The sequence below is a fragment of the Pseudoalteromonas sp. GCY genome (genome assembly GCF_016695175.1).
GTDB lineage: Bacteria > Pseudomonadota > Gammaproteobacteria > Enterobacterales > Alteromonadaceae > Pseudoalteromonas.
This window is the reverse complement of the sequence record NZ_CP068023.1, coordinates 134,970-154,302: the sequence shown is the minus strand read 5'-3', so window position 1 is coordinate 154,302 and position 19,333 is coordinate 134,970. Positions and strand designations below refer to the sequence as shown.

At 45.0% G+C, this 19,333-nt stretch carries 5 protein-coding genes; 1 reads left to right on the top strand and 4 read right to left on the bottom strand.

Features of this window, described 5'->3' with window-relative positions:
* Nucleotides 1-74: 74 nt before the first annotated feature.
* The gene (locus JJQ94_RS05940; protein WP_099031313.1) at nucleotides 75-4,691 is read right to left on the bottom strand and encodes a non-ribosomal peptide synthetase; all 4,617 of its coding nucleotides are present in this window, start codon (nucleotides 4,689-4,691) and stop codon (nucleotides 75-77) included.
* A gap of 194 nt (nucleotides 4,692-4,885) precedes the next feature.
* On the opposite strand from JJQ94_RS05940, the gene JJQ94_RS05935 reads away from it, so the two are divergent.
* Nucleotides 4,886-7,051 (top strand): TonB-dependent siderophore receptor, encoded by a 2,166-nt coding sequence (locus JJQ94_RS05935; protein WP_099031312.1) that lies wholly within the window; start codon nucleotides 4,886-4,888, stop codon nucleotides 7,049-7,051.
* A gap of 65 nt (nucleotides 7,052-7,116) precedes the next feature.
* Here the strand turns inward: JJQ94_RS05935 and JJQ94_RS05930 are convergent, their stop codons facing one another.
* The 3 genes from JJQ94_RS05930 to JJQ94_RS05920 all read right to left on the bottom strand — a co-directional run bounded on the left by JJQ94_RS05930 (nucleotide 7,117) and on the right by JJQ94_RS05920 (nucleotide 19,279).
* Nucleotides 7,117-9,537: a penicillin acylase family protein gene (locus JJQ94_RS05930; RefSeq protein WP_099031311.1), complete on the bottom strand. Its 2,421-nt coding sequence runs from the start codon at nucleotides 9,535-9,537 to the stop codon at nucleotides 7,117-7,119.
* Nucleotides 9,538-9,661: 124 nt separating this feature from the next.
* Nucleotides 9,662-14,050, bottom strand: coding sequence for a type I polyketide synthase (locus tag JJQ94_RS05925; protein ID WP_099031310.1), 4,389 nt, complete (start codon nucleotides 14,048-14,050; stop codon nucleotides 9,662-9,664).
* A 3-nt stretch (nucleotides 14,051-14,053) separates the two neighbouring features.
* Nucleotides 14,054-19,279 carry a non-ribosomal peptide synthetase gene (locus JJQ94_RS05920; RefSeq protein WP_099031309.1) on the bottom strand — a complete coding sequence of 1,742 codons (5,226 nt, stop codon included), beginning with the start codon at nucleotides 19,277-19,279 and terminating at the stop codon, nucleotides 14,054-14,056.
* Nucleotides 19,280-19,333: the final 54 nt, after the last annotated feature.

The following is a 19,333-nucleotide window of genomic DNA, read 5'->3' as shown; positions in this document are numbered from 1 at the left end:
CTATTGAAATTTACTTTTCATTTTAAAAGCCAAGCCTACTCACTTGGCTTTTATCGTTATCGCTCAGTAATCACTTACCGCGATTTAAATTTGGCAAACTTATTGAGCTTTGGCCTATTGTTTGTAGCAGATGATATAGAACGATAGAGTTCGCTAATCACCGTATTTGGCTTTGCTGTGAGAGATAATAGAAGCTGACTCCATTGCTCCAGCCAAGCCGCCATAGCGGGTTGATCATAAAGCGCTTTTCGATATAACCAAGTACATTCAATTTCGTCATTAGGGGTAACAAATAACGCATTGGCAAACTTGCTGTACTTAGGCAAATCAATATCGGCGGGGGAAAATGAGACACCCTTTACTTGCCAACTTGGCTTTGGCGCATTTTGCATTACAAATAGTTGCTGTAGGATCGGAGCATTAAACTGGTTTCTGGGTGGATTCACTTGCTTAATTATTTCATCTAAGCTCATCAATTGATGTTCCACCGTCACAGCTAACGCATGGTGCACTTCTTTCAGTATTTCTTCCATGGTGGCGGCTGAAGATAGCTGGGTTCTAACAGGGAGGACTTTCACAAAATAACCTATGATAGCCTCCAACTCCGGTACTTCTCTGCCAGCGAGATCAGTCCCGATCACTAAGTCTTGTTGTTTGGTCACAAATTGTAAGAACAATAAGTACGCGGTCATCATTACCGAGTTTAGAGAAACATTCTGTGCTTTGGCAAACGCCCTAAGCTGCTCACTTTGCTCAACAGATAACACCAATCGCACTTCTTCTCCCAGATCGCTAGCCTGCTCAGATAAAGGCTTATGCGCAGGAAATAACGAAAGTGCAGGTGCATCACGTAATGTATTGCGCCAGTAGCTTTGTTGCTTAGTTGCTTCTTCACTTAGTAAACGCCGCTGTTGCCAATACGCAAAATCAGCATAGTCATAGGGAATTTCAGCCCCTTTCACTTGATCAGTATCACCATAAAATTGACTCAACGATTCAATAAAAATCGCAATGGACCAACCGTCAGAAATAATATGATGCATATTCACCAGCAAACGTAGATGGTCTGGCGCAAGCCAAACGGCCTTAACTTTAATAAGGGGAAGTGCTGCAAGGTCGAATTGGTGCAATGACAGTTGCTGCTGTTGTTCTGCGAGCGCATGCATTTTTGCACTTTCAGTCAATGCAATTAAATCCTGTTGTTCAATCACAATACGATTGTGAGCAACGGTCACTAGCCTAATTTCACCTTCTATTTCTTCAAACCGCGTCCGCAGCGCAGACTGTTGCTCAACTAACTTATCTAATGCGTATTGTAATTTGTCTATATCCAAGTTGCCGCGTAAATCAACACCACCAAACATGTTGTAACTCATGGCTTGGCCCTTATTTGCTGCAAGCTGATGCGCAACCCATAAACTTCTTTGCCCTGGCGACACCACAACAGGGAGATCCTGTGGCCTTTTTTCGAGCGCTGTAATAGTACCTTGTGCCAATTCAATCGCCTTTGCAAACTGCGACAGTACAGGGCTTAGCAACAGCGTTTTAAGCGCTACGCTGTAGCCAAGCGCTTGACTGAGAGCGGCGATAAAGCGCAGTGCAATAATGGAGTCCCCGCCTAGTTTAAAAAAACTATCGTGTCGACTCACTTGCTCAAGACCAAGCTGGGCTTGCCATAACCCAGCAACCAATAGCTCTATTGCTCCTTGTGGTGCAACAAAGTTTATATCAGCTTGTATATCCACTTTTGGTAACGCAGCTTTATCTACTTTGCCATTCACCGTAAATGGTAAGCGCTCTAAAGCGATGATGGTGGATGGCAACATGTATTGAGGCAGATACTTTGCTAACTGAGAAAGTACTTCCTGCTCATCAATTTCACTGGCCACAACATATCCGATAATGCGTGAGGAATTTGCGCTTTCATCAACTATTACGGTTGCTTCATCTATGTTTTGCAAAGCGCAAAGCTGCGCTTCTATTTCTGCAAGCTCAATACGATAACCGCGAATTTTAACCTGATTATCACTGCGTCCGAGATACAACAAAGTCCCATCCGCTTCGTAGCGCACGATATCTCCTGTGCGATATAAACGGCTGCCATCATCACTAAATGGGTTCGCAATAAAGCGTTCAGCGGTCAAATCAGCACGTCCAACATAACCTTGAGCAAGTCCCGCCCCGGCAATGTAAAGCTCCCCAACCGCGTTGGCGGGACAGTGATTCAGGTACTTATCCAGCACAAATAGCATGGTATTACTTAACGCATTGGAGATAGGCTGAACGGTATAATCTACACACGACTTAGGCGTCACCGTATATGCAGAGCACCCTACCACCGTTTCTGTCGGGCCATACTCATTAATGAATCGGCTATTGACTAGCTGTCGGCGAAGCTTACTAACAGTACCAGACATCAACTTATCACCACCTATAACAAAACAGTGGTGGCACGACGAAACGATGTCACGACCAAGGCTTAATAGCCCATCAAGATGCGCAGGTGTGAGTTTAAATAAGGTATCTTCAGTTGCTTGTTGAATACTATCTGCAACATGATTTAGCAGTGCGTCATCTTGATTTATCATCTGCACGCTTTTACCCGCGTAGATAGGCACAAGCAAGCTAGTGATCGTTGCATCAAAAGACAAGGTCGAGCTCACCACCGCACGCTTACAGTCATGCATATAACGCGAGCTTGCGTCCGCTAAGTAGTTGTTTAGCCCCGCTAAGGTGACAGCTACTCCTTTTGGTAATCCCGTAGAGCCCGATGTATAGAGCACGTAAGCGAGTTGTTTACCATCACGTGATGGCAACACAAGTTCTGTGCTCGATTGAGTCATTAGTTGCCGATAACTCAATTGCTCGCAGCTTATCTCAGGTATGGCTTCAAAATCGCTCACCACGAGTGTAAGCTGACTATTCTTAATAAGATATTGCTGTCGTGATATAGGCAGTGAAGCGTCAATAGGAACGTACGCCATTCCTGCTTTTAAGATACCAAAAATACACACTAATGATGCGATATCACGGGACATTCTCAGCCCCACTAAGCTTTGTGGTTTGAGGCCTTGCGCTTGCAGTATTGCAGCAACTTTATCACTAAGTTGTACCAGCTCTTTGTAGGTGAGCGCCCCTGATGCACCTGAAACCGCTATCGCTGCTGGCTGCCGATGGCCATATCGCTGTAGCTGAGTAAGCAGATCATCAGGCGCTTGAACACGCGGACCACTTGGCAATCGACTCACAACATCACCTTGCCATAAACTTGCCTGTGTCACTGGCACCGCAGCTAATGCACTAAGGTGAGTAAGCGCAGACAAAAATGCAGTTTGCAATTGCGCGATAAAACACGCTTGATATAGCTCCTTAGCGTAATAAAAGTGGCACTGAACGCCTTCACCTTGAATATCAATAATGTCTAAATGTAAATCAAACGGCATAGTAAAGCGATGCGCTTGGGTATGGGTTAACGCGATATTATTTAGTTTTTTGGCACTTTGTTTATCACGACGTAAATAGTTAAACATCACCTGAAAGAGCGGATGTGTGCCATTGACTCGCTCAACGGCTAGCGCGTCGATAAGCTGTTCAAATGGTAAATCTTGATTAGATTGCGCAAAGTGATGATGATCTTTTGCTTGCGCTATCAGTGTCGCAAAGCTATCGCTATCTTGAATTCGTAGGGCGCTGACTTGAGTATTGACAAAAAAACCGATCACACCCAAAGTTTCGGCTAAATGTCGGTTTGCAACGGGTACGCCGACTAACACATCCTGTTGACCACTATAACGTTGTAATGTCATTTGGAAGACGGTAAGCATAACCAGATAAGGCGTCGTACCAAAGCGCTCTGCTGCTGCGCTAACCATCTCAGCCACGCTTTCTGATAAAGTGATACTATGAGTCGCCATTATATAGGTGTCTAACCGCCTTGCTGACTCTGTTGCCGGTAAGGTGATTGCTTCTATCCCCTGTGGTAACCGTGCTACCCAGTTATGTTTTTGCTGTTCGAGTTTCGCGCTATTTTCTTGCTTGGATTGCCACAAAGCATAGTCAATATAGTCGACTTTTTTCTCAATTGACGGCTCCTTATTAAGGGCAATCAATTGATACACATCTATAAACTCATCAAACAAGATTTGCATTGAAGTACCGTCGGTAATGATATGGTGCATGACAATTAACAGTTCGCAACGCCTATCTTGTGTGATCAATACCACACGCAGTAATGGATCTGACAACAAGTCGAATGGCCGCATTGCTTGCGTGAGCGCCTCAGTGATCAAGTATTGGTTTGATTGCACTTGCGACAGCGCAACAAATTCAAAAGTTAGTTGGGGATTTTGCTGCTGAAAAACACCTTCAAGCGTTTCAGTAAATTGGATTTGTAATGCACCATGACGATCCTGTAGTACCGCGAAGCTTTGCTTCACCAGCTCAGCATCTAGCTGTCCATCGAAATACAAAGAGCCCGCCAAATTATAAGCTTTATCATTCGGTGCAATTTTCCAAGCATACCAAAGCCTTTGCTGTGCGGCTGTTAACGGTGCTTTAGCCTGTAACTCGGAGCGGCTCGGTAAACTCATTTGAGTTGTATTTGCCCTTTGTTTTATCAAGTCATTTAGCTGTTGGGTTGATGTCGAGTGTAGCCTAGATTTTCGTTGGCGTTTTCTCGTTGGTGCTTCCACTTTCGGTCTCCAATTTAGGACAATGCAACTGCCACTTTTACTTGGCAAGTAGACGAGTGAAAAAATGAAAAAAACAGTCGCAAATAAAAATGATTCCTTTTACTAAATTTTTGTTTCGACTTTTCGTCCTTGAGGAAGCGCACTCAGTGCGCTCAATTATTGCCAAAATAACAAAATCAGGAATGGAAAAACCCATGCGAAGCAAAGCTCATCAATCAACAGCATTAACCTTAATGCTGTCACTGGTCTACTTCTCTCCAAATGCTCAGGCCAACACTGAAAAAAGCAGTAACAACATTGAACGGATCGATGTTGTGGGCCAGCCCATTAAACGAAATTCAGGTCCAACAGGCTTAGACCTTAGTGTTAAGGAAACACCTCAGTCTGTGACTGTGTTAAGTCACCAGTACATGGATGACTTTGAACTAGACGATTTGGAAGATGTGCTGGTTCAAACAACGGGTATCTCTCGTTATAAGTTTGGCGCTGGTGACAATACCGAGTTTACTTCTCGTGGCTATCTAATTAATGCACTTGTTAAAGACGGCCTACCGACTTCTATCGCAGGCCCACAGGAAAGCCGTCTAGATACCATAGTCTATGATCGTGTTGAAGTACTCAGAGGTGCGGCTGGGTTAATGGCGGGAGCAGGACAACCCTCAGCGACATTGAATGTTATTACCAAACAACCAGATCGCGATGGCTTTGTTGAAGTGGGTGCGGAATTTGGTTCTTGGAATAAAGTTCGCACACACGTTGACGCCACAGGCGCACTTAGCGATGATAAAGCGCTCGCAGGTCGTATTATTCTCGCGTATGAAGACAAAGATAGTTACGTAGACAAAGAGAACAGCAATAAAATCGTTGCTTACACTCAGCTACATCATTACTTTTCTGAAGATACCGAAGCGTCATTTACCGTGCACTATCAAGATAATGAGCTAAAGCTATCACCATGGGGGCTGCCAATTTTTTATTCTGATGGTTCTTCTGTTGAGGTAGATAAAAAAACCAACCTCTCTTCTCCGGATAGTTACAATGGTAATACCCATCAAAGTTATCACTTCAAGCTTTCTCATCAAATCAACTTAGACTGGGAACTGAACTTTGGTGCACAGTACAGCAAAACGGAAGCTGACATTACTATGACCTATTTCAGTGGTAACCCTGATAAAGAAACCGGACTTGGTTTGCAAGGTGGTGACCGCCGCTGGATTGAAACCGTTGATGGTACCAACTTTATTTTAGGCTTGGTTGGCCGATTTGAACTTTTTGACCGCGCTCATCAAGTGAATGTGACTTATCTAAATGCTGATTTTGAGTCTAGTGATGACCGTTATGAAGAGTTAGATGAAAATGCCAGAACTATCTTCTACCCGCTGCAATCCATCAATAATAACCTTCATCCAGCATCACATTTAACCGCTACGGACAAGCAGTTTATTGGTTATTGGGATAAGACAACTAAAGAGCAAAGCTTAGCGATTAGTAGTAAGCTCGTGCTAACCGATGATTTACATGCCATTGCGGGTATCAAGTTTTTCGATTATGAGCGCACCAATGAGCGAGATTTCGCTTGGAGTGGATTCTCTAGTGATAAGGGTGACGAAACTGGTGAAAGCTTATACCTAGGCCTCGTCTATGACATCAATGAACGGGTCAGTACTTATGTTAGCTATACCGATGCGTATGAGCCTCAGCTAGACAAAGTCGACGTCAACTTAAAACAACTTACTCCTATTACTGCACGCAATGTCGAAGTCGGGTTTAAAGCAAACTTACTTGATAACCGCTTACGCTTAAACATGGCTTACTTTGACAGCTTGAAGGAAGACTTTGGCGTTGTTATTCCGGAATATGCCGATCAGCGACCTGCAAGATATCGCCCGGTAGATGGTGCCGAAGCGGATGGCTTTGAAATCGAACTGGATGCCAACATTACAGAAGATTGGCAGGTCAATATTGGCTACAGTGACTTTGATGTGGTTGATGAAAATGGTGAAGACATCAACTTATATGCACCAAGACAAACGCTTAATTTTAGCACTAAATATACCTATGAAGCGTGGAGTTTCGGCTTAAATGCAACATGGGATACAGACCGAAAAGTAGATATTTTAAGTGTGCCTGGTGTTGATCTTGGCCTCCCGGCAGGTGGTCGTCGTGGTGCTGTACGCGCAGAGCAAGACAGTCAAACGCTAGTAAATGCTCATATCAAGTATGACCATTCAAAACAGTTAAGCTTTAAATTGAGTGTCAGCAACCTCACGGATAAAACGTTTTACGATACGTATGGATTCGTTCCTAAAAAGTATAGCGAACCTCGTGCATATAACTTAAGCATGAAGTATCGCTTCTAACATAAGCACTTAATCTTGAATCATAAAAAGGGGCTGCAAAGCCCCTTTTTATGATCAGTGTATTATCACTGCTTTATGATTTGCGTAGAAACACGTTTTGCCGCAATTTCAGCTTTGCGAAAAGGCAGTGCTACCAGCTTATTTTGCTCACTATAGTATTGTGTTTGGTCATTAGCATTGAGCGAGTTTGGATGCTGTGATTGAGAGTAAGTTAACAAGCCTTTCGCCTTCACCCCTGAGTCATCGAAGTCAACAACCATCATCCAACTTGAACCAAAGTGCAACTCATAACCTCGTTGCGATAACCCACTCCACAGCGGTCTATCGTTGTACGGTGTCATCACTGACGGCGCTGCAATCGGAGCAAATGTAGTTTGATCGAGGCGATTTTGCGTAGCGAACACGTTAAGTCCACCTTCAACATTCATATTTCCCTGCCAAGCAAAGCGCTTCCCGTGCTGTTCAAAAAACTGTATATCGCCAAGCGGTGCATCCAGTGCAAAGCCTGAATGACGAACAATTTCTCCAGCAATGGCAAGCTCTTTAAAAAGCGCTTCATTGATGCGGATATTTCGTGGGGTATTTACTGGGTCCTGCGGGTTGAAACTAACCTCGAAGTCTTCTCGATCATTGACTCTTGCAACAAACTCCCTCACTAAGTGTGCAGCCAATGAAGACTGCTCAAAACGCCCGTCCCACTTTTTAATTGCTTGGCATGTTGGGGCTAGTGCAAAAATTTGACCATTGACCGTAACCTCTTTGGTTTGCCAGCTTTGCTCGCACGCTGCAATGACAGTATCAATAATCGGGGTGATTTGTGCGGTATTGGCTAACAGAATTGCGGTGACTTCATCAGCATCAAATTTTTGCTCGTCACCAATTGGATGACTTATTTGCGCCAAAGAATATCTCGTTCTACGACTTTGTAAAACACTGTGCTGACCATAAAGAGGAGAAACCTTAGCAATTGGGGCACTGGCATTTGCAAGCCAATATGAATCATTGGCATTTTGCACATAGTCCTTGCGTGCAAGCTTAGGCTTTTCTGCGTATGGTACACTTTGCTGATAATAATAAGCGGAATCATCACCGGGTAGCACTGGTACTCTAAACTTTTCAAAATACTGTTTTGCCAACGCATTCTCATTCAAATAGCGAAGAGCTGTTGATGATAAATGCGGTACATTGGCAGCATCAATATAAAATGCGTGACCATCTTTATCTGTATAAATCGCGTTATTGAACATTAAGCCATTATGATCTTTAAAGCTTTGTTGAAATTCCTGCAAAGTTTGCGCTTTATTTATCGCAAGCCAATGATCGATAGCAGCAAAATTATCCAAATTAGTATTTTTTAAAATGTACGCATGCTGTTCTGTCCAATCTAATACACCAGGGATTTCAATCAGCATCCCTCCCTCAGCCTTATATACAGGCTTATGTAAGGATTGCATCTCACCTGATGCACTCAATACCTCGACAACGATGTCCTTTTCCACTATCCGTTTAGATTCACCATCTAAAACATAACCAAGTGGGGTTGTGTTATCCAATGTTAAACGGTAAATCACACTTTGTGTCGATGCTGAGTAAGTATGGCTCCACGCAATATTATGATTGAAGCCAATATTCACTACCGCAGGAAAGCCCAGCAATGATGCTCCCATCACATCTAGTTCGCCAGGAATATTGGCATGATAGGCCCAAAAACGCATCTGCCCTGTCATGGGAAAATGCGGATTCGCCATTAGTATCCCCTTACCATCATCACTAAAATCGGCACCGATAGCCCAAGCATTTGAGCCTTGTGTCATAAGCTTATCGCCGTCAGGGACTGCAGCTAACGGCGAGGTTAGCTTTAGAGGTTCCGATGCACTGGGCAGCCAAGCATTACCTTGCTCTGGATGTGCTTGCAAAATTGCAGTAGCAAACTGACCAAGACTCGCGCCGCTTCCCGCAGCTGCAATGTTAGCAAGTACATCAACGGCCGTTATGGGCTGCACCCAGCTTTCATCTTGGCAAGTTGGTTCTAACCTTGCCTTACCTTGTTGCACTTCAGTGAGATACAAATTAAAACCTGCAGCAAAGCCTTCTGCGGCAGCTTGAGTATCTTTGGATAACGTCGGAAAAGCGAGCTTAGCCTGCCCATAAATATCAGCAATTTTATATAGATAATCAGACATTACATGACGGTTATCACCAGCTTGATAGTGATCCGGTCCAAAATACTTAGCACGTTCTCCTCGAACCCTTAGATAGCTATCGGCAAGCACACAGCCATGATCTTGCGCTTGAGCATACCCAGAACCAAAAGCTAATGAACGTAAGTTGCTGGCATTAACATGGGCAATACCAAATTCGGTTCGGGTGATTTTGGCTTTTAGTTTCGAAGCGTGTTTTATATTACTTTGTGCTGCCGAATGATCAGCCTGACAGGCCAATGGGCCAAATAATAGCAAAGGGATGAGCAGTGTATTGGAATTCATAATTATCCTTTTTAATGAGTGCTGTTTAAAAATCAAATCATTCATCGACGAATAGGGTAAGTAAGACGGACTTAAGTAAGAGGTGAAGCAAATACAAAAAACGGGTGATAGCCACCCGTTCTAGTTATTGATTTTCTATCTCTGCGAGCAACGCTTCTTCAATAAGAAACGCTAGATTATCGATATTTGGGTCTTCGAAGAATGCAGCTGGAGCTATCTCAACAGCGAAGGCCTGTTTAGCTTTCGCTATCATTTGTATTGCAATAAGCGAATCACCACCGAGTGTAAAGAAGCTGTCAAAAATACCCACTTCACTATAGCCAAGTGACTCACTCCATAGTGTTGCAAGACGTTGTTCAAGCTCACTTTCTGGCGCTTCAAATTCAACATCCATAACAGGGCGAGATTTTCCTTGTTGCACGCTGTTAGTGCTAGGATTGGCAATCACTGCTGTAGTGAGTAACTCTTGCAACTTAGCTTCTCGTTGTGCCCAGTTCATGGCTGCAGCGTAAAGATGTGGCAAGTCGGCAGAGATGGCTTGTATAAACAGCGCCGCACCTTGTTCACGATCGAGTCCTAAGCCACTCGCCACTTGTTGCCCAGCAGCCATACCTATGTTATCCCATCCATCCCAATTGATTGTGCATACCGGGAATGGTAAAGATCGATAAGGCAGCGCATCTAGATACGCATTTGCAGCACAATAGTCACCTTGCCCAAAGGCGCCAAGCACAGAGGCGAGCGACGAGCAAAATATCATTTTCGCTAGTTGATGATGCGCGAATGCCTGTAATAGATTATTGGCACCAGATACTTTTGCAGCTAAGGTTTCAGATACTTGCTGCGGGCTTAACTGAGATAACACACCACCTCCAGCAACGCCGGCTGCATGAACAACGTGGCTGATATGACCGAGCTGCGCTTCGGCTTGGGCTATGGCACGGGTTAATGCTGCCAAATCTGTTACGTCCCCTTGCAACACCATCAGATCTGGTGCGAGTGCTTTTAACTCGTTCAACTGAGTAAATAATGCCTGCTCTTTTGAGTTTTCGTTATTAACAGCGAGTTCAGGCCATTGTTGCGCTGTGGGTATGGCTCGGCGGCTCAACAGCGCGATTTTATGTCCTTGCTGCGCCAGTTTATTCGCGAGAATAAGCGCTACACCTCCTAATCCCCCTGTAATAAAAGTAACTGGATTATCCGGTCCCGATACTGTTGTTACCACTTCAGTCACTGCTTGCTGTGACAAGCTAAAAGCATTTCTACCACGCACAGCAATCTCTATGCTGCTTTTCTGTGCTAAGTTTTTCAGTATTGTTGAAACTAAGGTTTTACTGTTTGTCGATGACTCTGCCTCAGTGACTTCAACCACCTGTACAAACAACTCAGGGACTTCATGACACAAGGCTCTAGTTGCACCTAAAATTGTCGCTTTTGATGGTGATACCGCTTCATTGCCTAACACAGAGAAAAGTCCAGTAGCAACTAAACTTACCCCTATTTTATGTTCCGAAGCCCATTGCAGTAGCGCCAAGTGGCTAGTAAACGCCAGGGTATCAGCCCCAAGTAACCTTAAATCAACGACTCGAACAATATCATCAGATTGCGACATAATGGTCTCAAACGTTTCTATTTGTTGAGTATTACCGCGATAAACTTGCTCTTGTTGCTGAACAAAATCATTACCATGCCAAAGCTGTAATACGGAAACTTGTTCTGCATTCAACGCATCCATTAAGGCTTCACATAATGGGCTATCATCACAAACTACCAGCCACCGCTGACCACTCAAAGGTGCGCTTGGCGCAAGGTTTTGCATCGCCTGTTGCCACACTGGAGCTAATAGTTCAGGCTTAGATTGCGCGTCAGTCACAGAATCCTGATTGGCTTGTGCCGCTTGCCAGAAGCTTGTGTTTGCAAATGCATACTCTGGTGCAAGCATCTTTTGACCATGGGGATAATTCGTAACTTTGTGCCAATCAATGTGCAGGCCATATTGCCATAATGTAGCAAGGGTTTTCGCAAACGGTGGCACGCTGGACTTTAGGTCTCTTACATGGGCAATTGAGTGCAGGACTATTGCTTTCTCACCGAGGTTTTGACTACTCAGTTTTTGTAAGGTATCACCGGGACCTGCTTCGATTAATACTTGGCATGTTTGCGCCAGCGTTTGAATTCCTTTAGCAAAATCAACTGGCTGACGGATATGATCAAGCCAGTATTGTACTGAGGTCGCTTGGCTATCTGTGATCCATTCTCCGGTGATATTAGAGACAAAAGGAATTTTTGGCGCTTTGAGCTCAACCTTTGCAAACGCCTGTGCAAAAACAGCTAACACGGGCTCAGTTAGATGACTATGAAATGCGTGAGAGACGTGTAAACGGGTACAACTGACCTGCTTTTCTTTTAATTCACCTTGCAGCATTTTAATCGCCGCTTTTGTTCCTGCCACCACCGTATTTTGCGGGCTGTTATAGGCTGCAATATCCAATTCAGCATTGAGGAAAGGCGCAATAGTATCGGCATCTGCCATAACAGAAAGCATCGCGCCTTCTGCCATTTGCTGTAACGCTTCCCCCCTTGCAACAACGAGATGAATGGCATCATCTACAGACATTACCTCCGCTAAACAAGCCGCAACATATTCACCAATACTGTGACCTAACATCGCGTGGGCTTGTACTCCATGCGCTTGATAGCATTTAGCCATAGCATAAGCCACAACAAACAATGCAGGTTGCGTTACCCTAGTTTGATTTAAGAGTTGATTGGCAGCTAATATCTGCTCATCGGAGGGGAAAAATACCGCTTCTAGTTCTGCACGTAATTTACTTGGGAAACGTGCTAGTACGTCATCGAAGTGAGTCTTAAACTCTGTAACATGACGATATAAAGGCTGTGCCATCGTCACATACTGTGAGCCCTGCCCTGAAAACAGCAAGCCTATCTGCTCTGCTTTCTTCACTATCTCATCGGCATATTCACGATTTAACAACTCGATTGCCTGCGCTTCATCTTTTGCGACAATAGCCTGATTTGCAGGCAACCTACGCTTTTTATGCTGCAGCTGTGCAGCTATAAGCGTCAATTGCTGTGGGTTCTGTGTTATGGCTTTGGCAAGCTGTTGACGCTGCTTAGCTAAACTAGCTGTATTAGCCGCTGAAATTGGTAAAATGTGCCATGGTGCGGGGGCGCTTGCGACCTTTTCAGTTACAGGTAAATACTCCTCCAAAATAACGTGTGCATTGGTCCCCCCCATTCCCAGAGAGCTGACCGCAGCGCGGCGAGGACCATCACAATCCCATGTTTGCGCGTGCTCAGGTAAATAAAACGGACTGTTTTCGAAATCAATTTTACTGTTTTGAGGCGAGCTATGAATGCTCGGCGGGATCTCTTTGTAGCGCAAGGCTTGAATAGCTTTAATTAAACCAGTCACACCAGCCGCTGAGTCTAAATGACCAATATTTGCTTTAATTGAGCCAAGGGCACAATATTGTTTTTCAGTGTGCTGATAAACTTGTGATAGTGCTGCGACTTCAATTGGGTCGCCAAGCTTTGTGCCGGTGCCATGGCTCTCAATGTAGCCGATAGAGCGCGGCTCGACATCTGCAAACTCCAAAGCGGCACGTATCGCATTTGCCTGCCCCGTGACGCTTGGCGCGGTATAGCCAACTTTGTCTTTGCCATCATTATTAATCGCAGATCCCTTAATCACTGCTAAGATGTGATCGCCATCTTCTATCGCTTCTGCCACACGTTTTAATACCACAGCAGCAGTGCCACTGCCAATTAAGATGCCATCGGCGTGTTCGCTAAATGCACTCAACTTACCACTGGTTGATAAGCTGCCACCAGCAGGCGCAAGATATCCTTGTTCGTCGAGTAAGTTGAGCCACACACCACCTGCAAGGGCTGCATCACACTCATAGTTTTGCAACGCTCGACAGGCCATGTGTACGGCGACTAAAGAGGTTGAGCAAGCCGTTTGCACCGTTACCGCAGGTCCAGTTAAATCAAGTTCGTAACTAATGCGAGTAGCCAGCGCGTCTTTTTCATTGCCATTGGTGAGCGCTAAGAGGCTAGTGATGTCATTGTCTTGCTGCTGCGGCAATAAATGTTTAAGTAAGTATGCTGGCACACCACAACCGGCAAATACGCCTGTGAACTGGCCACTCGTTGGTAAGCCTGCATGCTCCAAAGCGTGCCAACACGTTTGCAGAAATAGGCGCTGTTGAGGATCTAATTGTGTTGCTTCTTTTGGTGTATAGCCAAAAAACTCCGCATCGAACTGAGCTTTATTTGCAAATGGGATGGACGCGTTGACATAATCAGGGTGGCTGCGCTGTGCTTCACTTACCCCCGCAGCCGTCAGCTGCTCTTCTGTCAAAGTCTCAATAGCGCAATGACCACTGCGAACGTTTTGCCACAATGCTTCAACGTTATCGGCATCAGGAAAGCGTCCAGCCATTCCCACCACTGCAATATCTAAAGGATTAAATGTTTGCTCTGTCATTAGTTACACTTCTCTTGATTTACGCTTCTTGGCAGCAAAGGCGCTCATAGCTTGCTTTTGTTTTTTATTATTTGACGTTGGCAGTGATGTGGTTTGCGCACTGACTGTTGTCGTCAAATAACTCGCTAAGCTGGCAATACTTGGGTACTGAAATAGATCCGTTAATGATAATGATGGATGATCAGGCTTGAGTTCATCATATATCGCCATCAGTAACAGAGAGTGACCACCTAAGTCGAAAAAGTTTTGTTCTATTGCAATGGAGTCTCGTTGTAGGTGGCGAGCAAATACTTTGATTAACTGCTGTTCTAACTCACTTGCGCTTGATTTAGGCGTTTCACAGCTCTGCATCACTTTGATATCCGGCAGTTTATGACGCTCTAATTTGCCACTTTCAGAAAGAGGAAGTTTATCTAACACCAAAATCGCATCAGGGATCATATAATGAGGTAATTGCTGTTGTAGAGCTTGCTTCAATTCAACTTCTGTTACACCATCAGCCTCAACATAAGCGACTAAACTTGCTGAGCTTTGTGTATCCCTAAGCTGTACCACCGCATGTCTAACTTTAGGTAGGTTGCAAAGTTGTGCTTCAACTTCTGATAACTCTACTCTAAATCCTCTTATCTTCACCTGATGGTCTTGACGACCTATGTATTCCAGCTGTTCTCCCTGCCAACGTACCAAGTCGCCGGTAGCGTACATGCGAGCGCCATCTTGGCTAAATGGATCAGCAATAAACTTACACGCTGTCAATCCAGATTGCTGCCAATAACCTCTCGCTAAAATATCACCACCAACGTACAACTCACCTACTTCACCTTGTGGCACTAACTGTAATGCGCTATCTAACACATAAAGCTGTCGACCTTGGATAGCATTACCAATCGGTACATTGGCAGATGGTTCAAGTGCGGTGCAGTCAAATACACTTGCTTCTACAACAATCTCTGTAGGCCCATAGGTATTCAGCAATTTGACATGATCTAACCCCGCAGCTCGCCAATCAGCAATCCCGGTTGTCGACATCGCTTCACCACCTGAGTGCACCTGACGAAGATGAGGAAGCGCCAGTGTGCCATGACGTTTAGCTTGTTGCGCCCACGAAGCTGCGATCGTACGCCAGTAAGCCGCGCTTAAGTCCATGACAGTAATTCGATGTCGTTGCGCTTGGGTATAAAGCGTTTGCGCGTCCCATAATACATCTTCTCGAAGTACTAAGGTCGCACCCACAGTCCAAGTTGGAAACACTTGCTCAACGAAAGCATCAAAGTTTGCGGTCGCAAACTGCAACACCACATCCTTTGCAGTTAGGGCCATAAAGTCGATTGCTGAGGCAATGTATATCGCCAATGCCCCATGCTCTATCGCTATTCCTTTAGGCGCTCCTGTCGAGCCAGAGGTATAGTTTAGATAAGCCACAGCAAGATGATTAATATCACCAACATCCTTTATTTCATCTGCCAAGCTTGATGTATTAAATAACTCAGCAGGTGTGAAAACATCGCCCTGCCATATTGCGCTAGTTGTGACATCATCACTAATGAGTTTGCAACAGTTGGCATCTTCTAACATGAATGCCAATTTAGCTTCAGGGAAATTGGCATCCAGTGGTAAATAACCCGCACCAGCAAGTAAGCATCCTAGGGTACAAGCCAGCATGTCAGGTGTCCTAGGTAACAGGATCCCCACGACACTTTCCGCTCCAACGCCCTCCGCAGAAAGTTTCTGTGCAACAGTACATGCGCGTTGCCACAGCCAGCTATAACTGTAATCTTCATTGCGATAAATAATGGCAGTTGCTTCAGCACTTACACTCGCATGCTGCGCGATTTGCGAAAGCCAGTCGATTTTTTCTTCAGTGCTCGCTTTGCCCTTCCCAAGCGCTAATAATGCGTCCTCTTGTGTCACCATCACTAACTCTGCAATCGCTTCATTAGGGTGTCGAACTGCCTGTTGTAGCAGGGTGAGCCAGCTTTGCATAAAGTTTTGCATCTGCGCTTTTGAGAACAGGGTACCGTTATACTGAAGCTCTAAATCAAGATGGCCTTCATTAAATAATCTAGAATCTAAGCTAAAGTCAAACTGTACTTCTTGATTGAGCGCTTCCACAGTACTTGCTTGCACAGATGCACTTTCACACCAAGGGTTTGCTTGGTACTCAACATGGTTAAGCATGAATTGGAATAACGGGTTGTGCCCAAGCTTGCGATCTGGGTTTAACAACTCGACTAGTTTTTCGAATGGGTAATCTTGATACTGTTGCGCCTCTAGCGCCCGCTGTTTGACCTGAGCTATCACGTCACCGAACGTCATGGCAGGGTTAATATCTGCGGTAAGCACTTGCGTATTAACAAAAAAGCCCAACATTTCTTGAGTCGAGGCACTACGTCGATTTGCGACCGGAACGCCAACTCGTGGCTTTGACTTACCATATAAACGATAAAACGTAACCTGCAAAGATGCTAACAACAACATGTACAAACTTGCACTTTGCTGATGTGAAAAGGCTTGGAGTTGCTGAACTTGGCGATAATCTAATTGCTCACATAACAATCTAGACTGTAACCCTTGCTGCGTTTTTTCACGCTGCGCAGTGATAAGTTCCTCATCCCCATCACCTGATAGCTGTGCTAGCCAGTAAGTCCGTTGTTGTTTTGCATCTGCACTCTCGAGCCAATCTTGCTGCCATTGAGCAAAGTCACCGTACTGCAGTAAACTCGGCTCTATATTTACTTCAGTACCTTTTTCAAGCGCATGATATATATCAGCTATTTGCTTTATCAACAGCTCGAAGGACCATGCATCCCCCACAATGTGATGCATCGCTACCAATAAAGTAAACTGTCGCGGTGCAACCTCCACCAATGCAACCCTGAAACAATCTCCCTCCATAAGAGCAAAGGGAGTTTGATACCACTTAGCAATCCAGCTGGATTGGTGCTGCTGAGATAAATGTGACATATCTTCAACACACCAGTTCAATGGACGAGATGACGCAGTCTGTCGCCATTGTCCACTTTCACTTTTCATAAATTGCTGTCTCAAGATTGGGTGGCGGGCAAACACCACACGGCAAGCCTGCTCTACATGCTCAATTGACACTGAGCCTACTAACGTAGTTTTTGCCCCAATATGATAGGCGTTGCTTTCAGGCTGCAGTTGCCATAGAAACAGCTGCCTTTGCTGTTGAGCGCTTAAAGGGTGATCTATTTGATGCGTTGGGAGTAACTGAAGCCTGTTCGTGTTTTGCGCCTTACTGTGTTTAACAAGCTCACAAAAATCACCAAATTCAGGGGCATTAAATAAACAAGTCGTCTCCAGCTGACAATCAAACTGTGTTTGAACCAACGCAATTAAACGTACCGCTTTGAGTGAATTCCCGCCTAAAGAAAAAAAGTTAGCTCGGTTATTTGTCACTGGATAGTTGAGTACCTGCTGCCACGACTTAGCGATCGCTTGTTCAAAATCAGACCATGCTTCTACCGTACATTCTACTTGTCCAAGATTGCGCAACGCTTCGCTATCGAAAGTGCCGTATGGCACCAACTGCGCTCTTTGATATAACTTAAGACAAGCGCTACGCTGCAATTTTCCGCTAGATGTTTTCGGCAATGTGCCCTGATCAAGCAGTAATACGAGTTCGGGACTGTGGCCGAATTGCGTGCTGATAAAGTTTCTTACTACTTCAGCGGTGAGCTCCGCCGCAACAGTGTTTCGATAGCTGTTCGTCGTCTCAATAGCAAGACCAATCCCTTCTCCAGTTTCCGCGCTTGGAACTGGAAATGCTGACACTCGACCTTTACGCACAAAGCTCAATTCCGCTTCTATCACTCTTTCGATATCTTGGGGATAGACATTGTGGCCATTCATGATGATTAGATCTTTTTCTCTTCCTGAGATAAAGAGTTGGCCATCGTAGATATAGCCCACATCACCTGTTCTTAACCAACGCTTGCCATCTAGCTCGATAAATGTGGCGCGTGTCGCTTCTTCATTTTGCCAATATCCGACCGCGATACTGGGACCTGCAGTCCATATTTCTCCAATCAAACCATCTGCAAGTTGCTGATGAGTTTGTGGATCGCTAATACGTAAGAAATGCTCACTGGCGACGATACCGCAGCCGACTTGATGGCGATAATGTTCTGTATTTCTCCAGTCCTGACTTGGAACCGACTCTGCAATACCTGCGGCTAATTTAGCGCTATCAAATGCCGTCACATATGCGCCTTGATTGGCATGGCTGCCAGTCACCATCAATGTTCCTTCAGCGAGGCCGTAGCATGGGTAAATAGCCTGTTTGTTTAAACCACAAGCAGAGAAGCGCTCAGCAAAGTCAATGAGTGTATCGTGTCTGATGGGCTCAGCCCCAGAGTATGCAACTCGCCAATGACGAAGATCGAGCTCTTCTAGCACTTTTTCCTTTACTCTCTCCAAACACAATCGAAATGAAAAGTCAGGGCCTCCAGAGATAGTCCCCTTGTACTGACTTAGTAGTTGTAACCACCTTACAGGCCTTTCCATAAAGTAACGAGGAGAAGTCAATACCAGAGGAAATCCCATAAATAAAGGTTGTAGTAAGCCTCCAATTAACCCCATATCATGAAATAGCGGCAACCAGCTAACCATGACATCGTTGCTCGTCGTCTCCATCCGCTCGCTAATCGCTCGCTCATTCGCAATTAGGTTCTCATGACTAACCATCACCCCTTTAGGTGTTGCTGTTGAACCTGATGTGTACTGCAAAAATGCAATGTCACTCGGCGCTGTATTGGCACGTTGAGCTGGTATATTTATCTCTTGCAGCTCATCAACACTTAACATGGACGCACCGGAAGTTTGGTCAGTCAGTGCTTGCACCGTCTCACTGAAACGGGCTGTGGTAAGAATTAAAGTCGCACTGGCGTCTTTGGCGATTCCTATCGTTCTCGCGAGATGTTGTGGCTTCGTCGATTCAGGAGGAAAGCTAGGAATAGCAGTGATCCCACAATACTGACAGGCTAAAAAGCTGGCAACGTACTCAATACCAGTTTCCATCAAAATCAGGGCTCTATCTCCTGGTTTTGCATACTGTTGAAAATGACTGGCAACAAACATCACTTTTTCAAGTAGCGTTTGATAAGTCCACTGCGTAGTCAATTTGCGCTCAACACAGACCAGCGCAAGTTGATTAGGCTGGGTTTCAGCATGATGTATAAGGTGGTCAGTTATTGTAATGGCGGACATAGTTTACTCCGTAAATCACCGACGTTTTGAATGGTATCCAGCCACGTTCTAACG

What these genes read in the sequence shown, in the direction of transcription:
- JJQ94_RS05925 (WP_099031310.1), bottom strand. Translation starts at nt 14,050, where the DNA reads ATGACAGAGCAAACATTTAATCCTTTAGATATTGCAGTGGTGGGAATG.
- JJQ94_RS05930 (WP_099031311.1), bottom strand. Translation starts at nt 9,537, where the DNA reads ATGAATTCCAATACACTGCTCATCCCTTTGCTATTATTTGGCCCATTG.
- JJQ94_RS05935 (WP_099031312.1), top strand. Translation starts at nt 4,886, where the DNA reads ATGCGAAGCAAAGCTCATCAATCAACAGCATTAACCTTAATGCTGTCA.
- JJQ94_RS05920 (WP_099031309.1), bottom strand. Translation starts at nt 19,279, where the DNA reads ATGTCCGCCATTACAATAACTGACCACCTTATACATCATGCTGAAACC.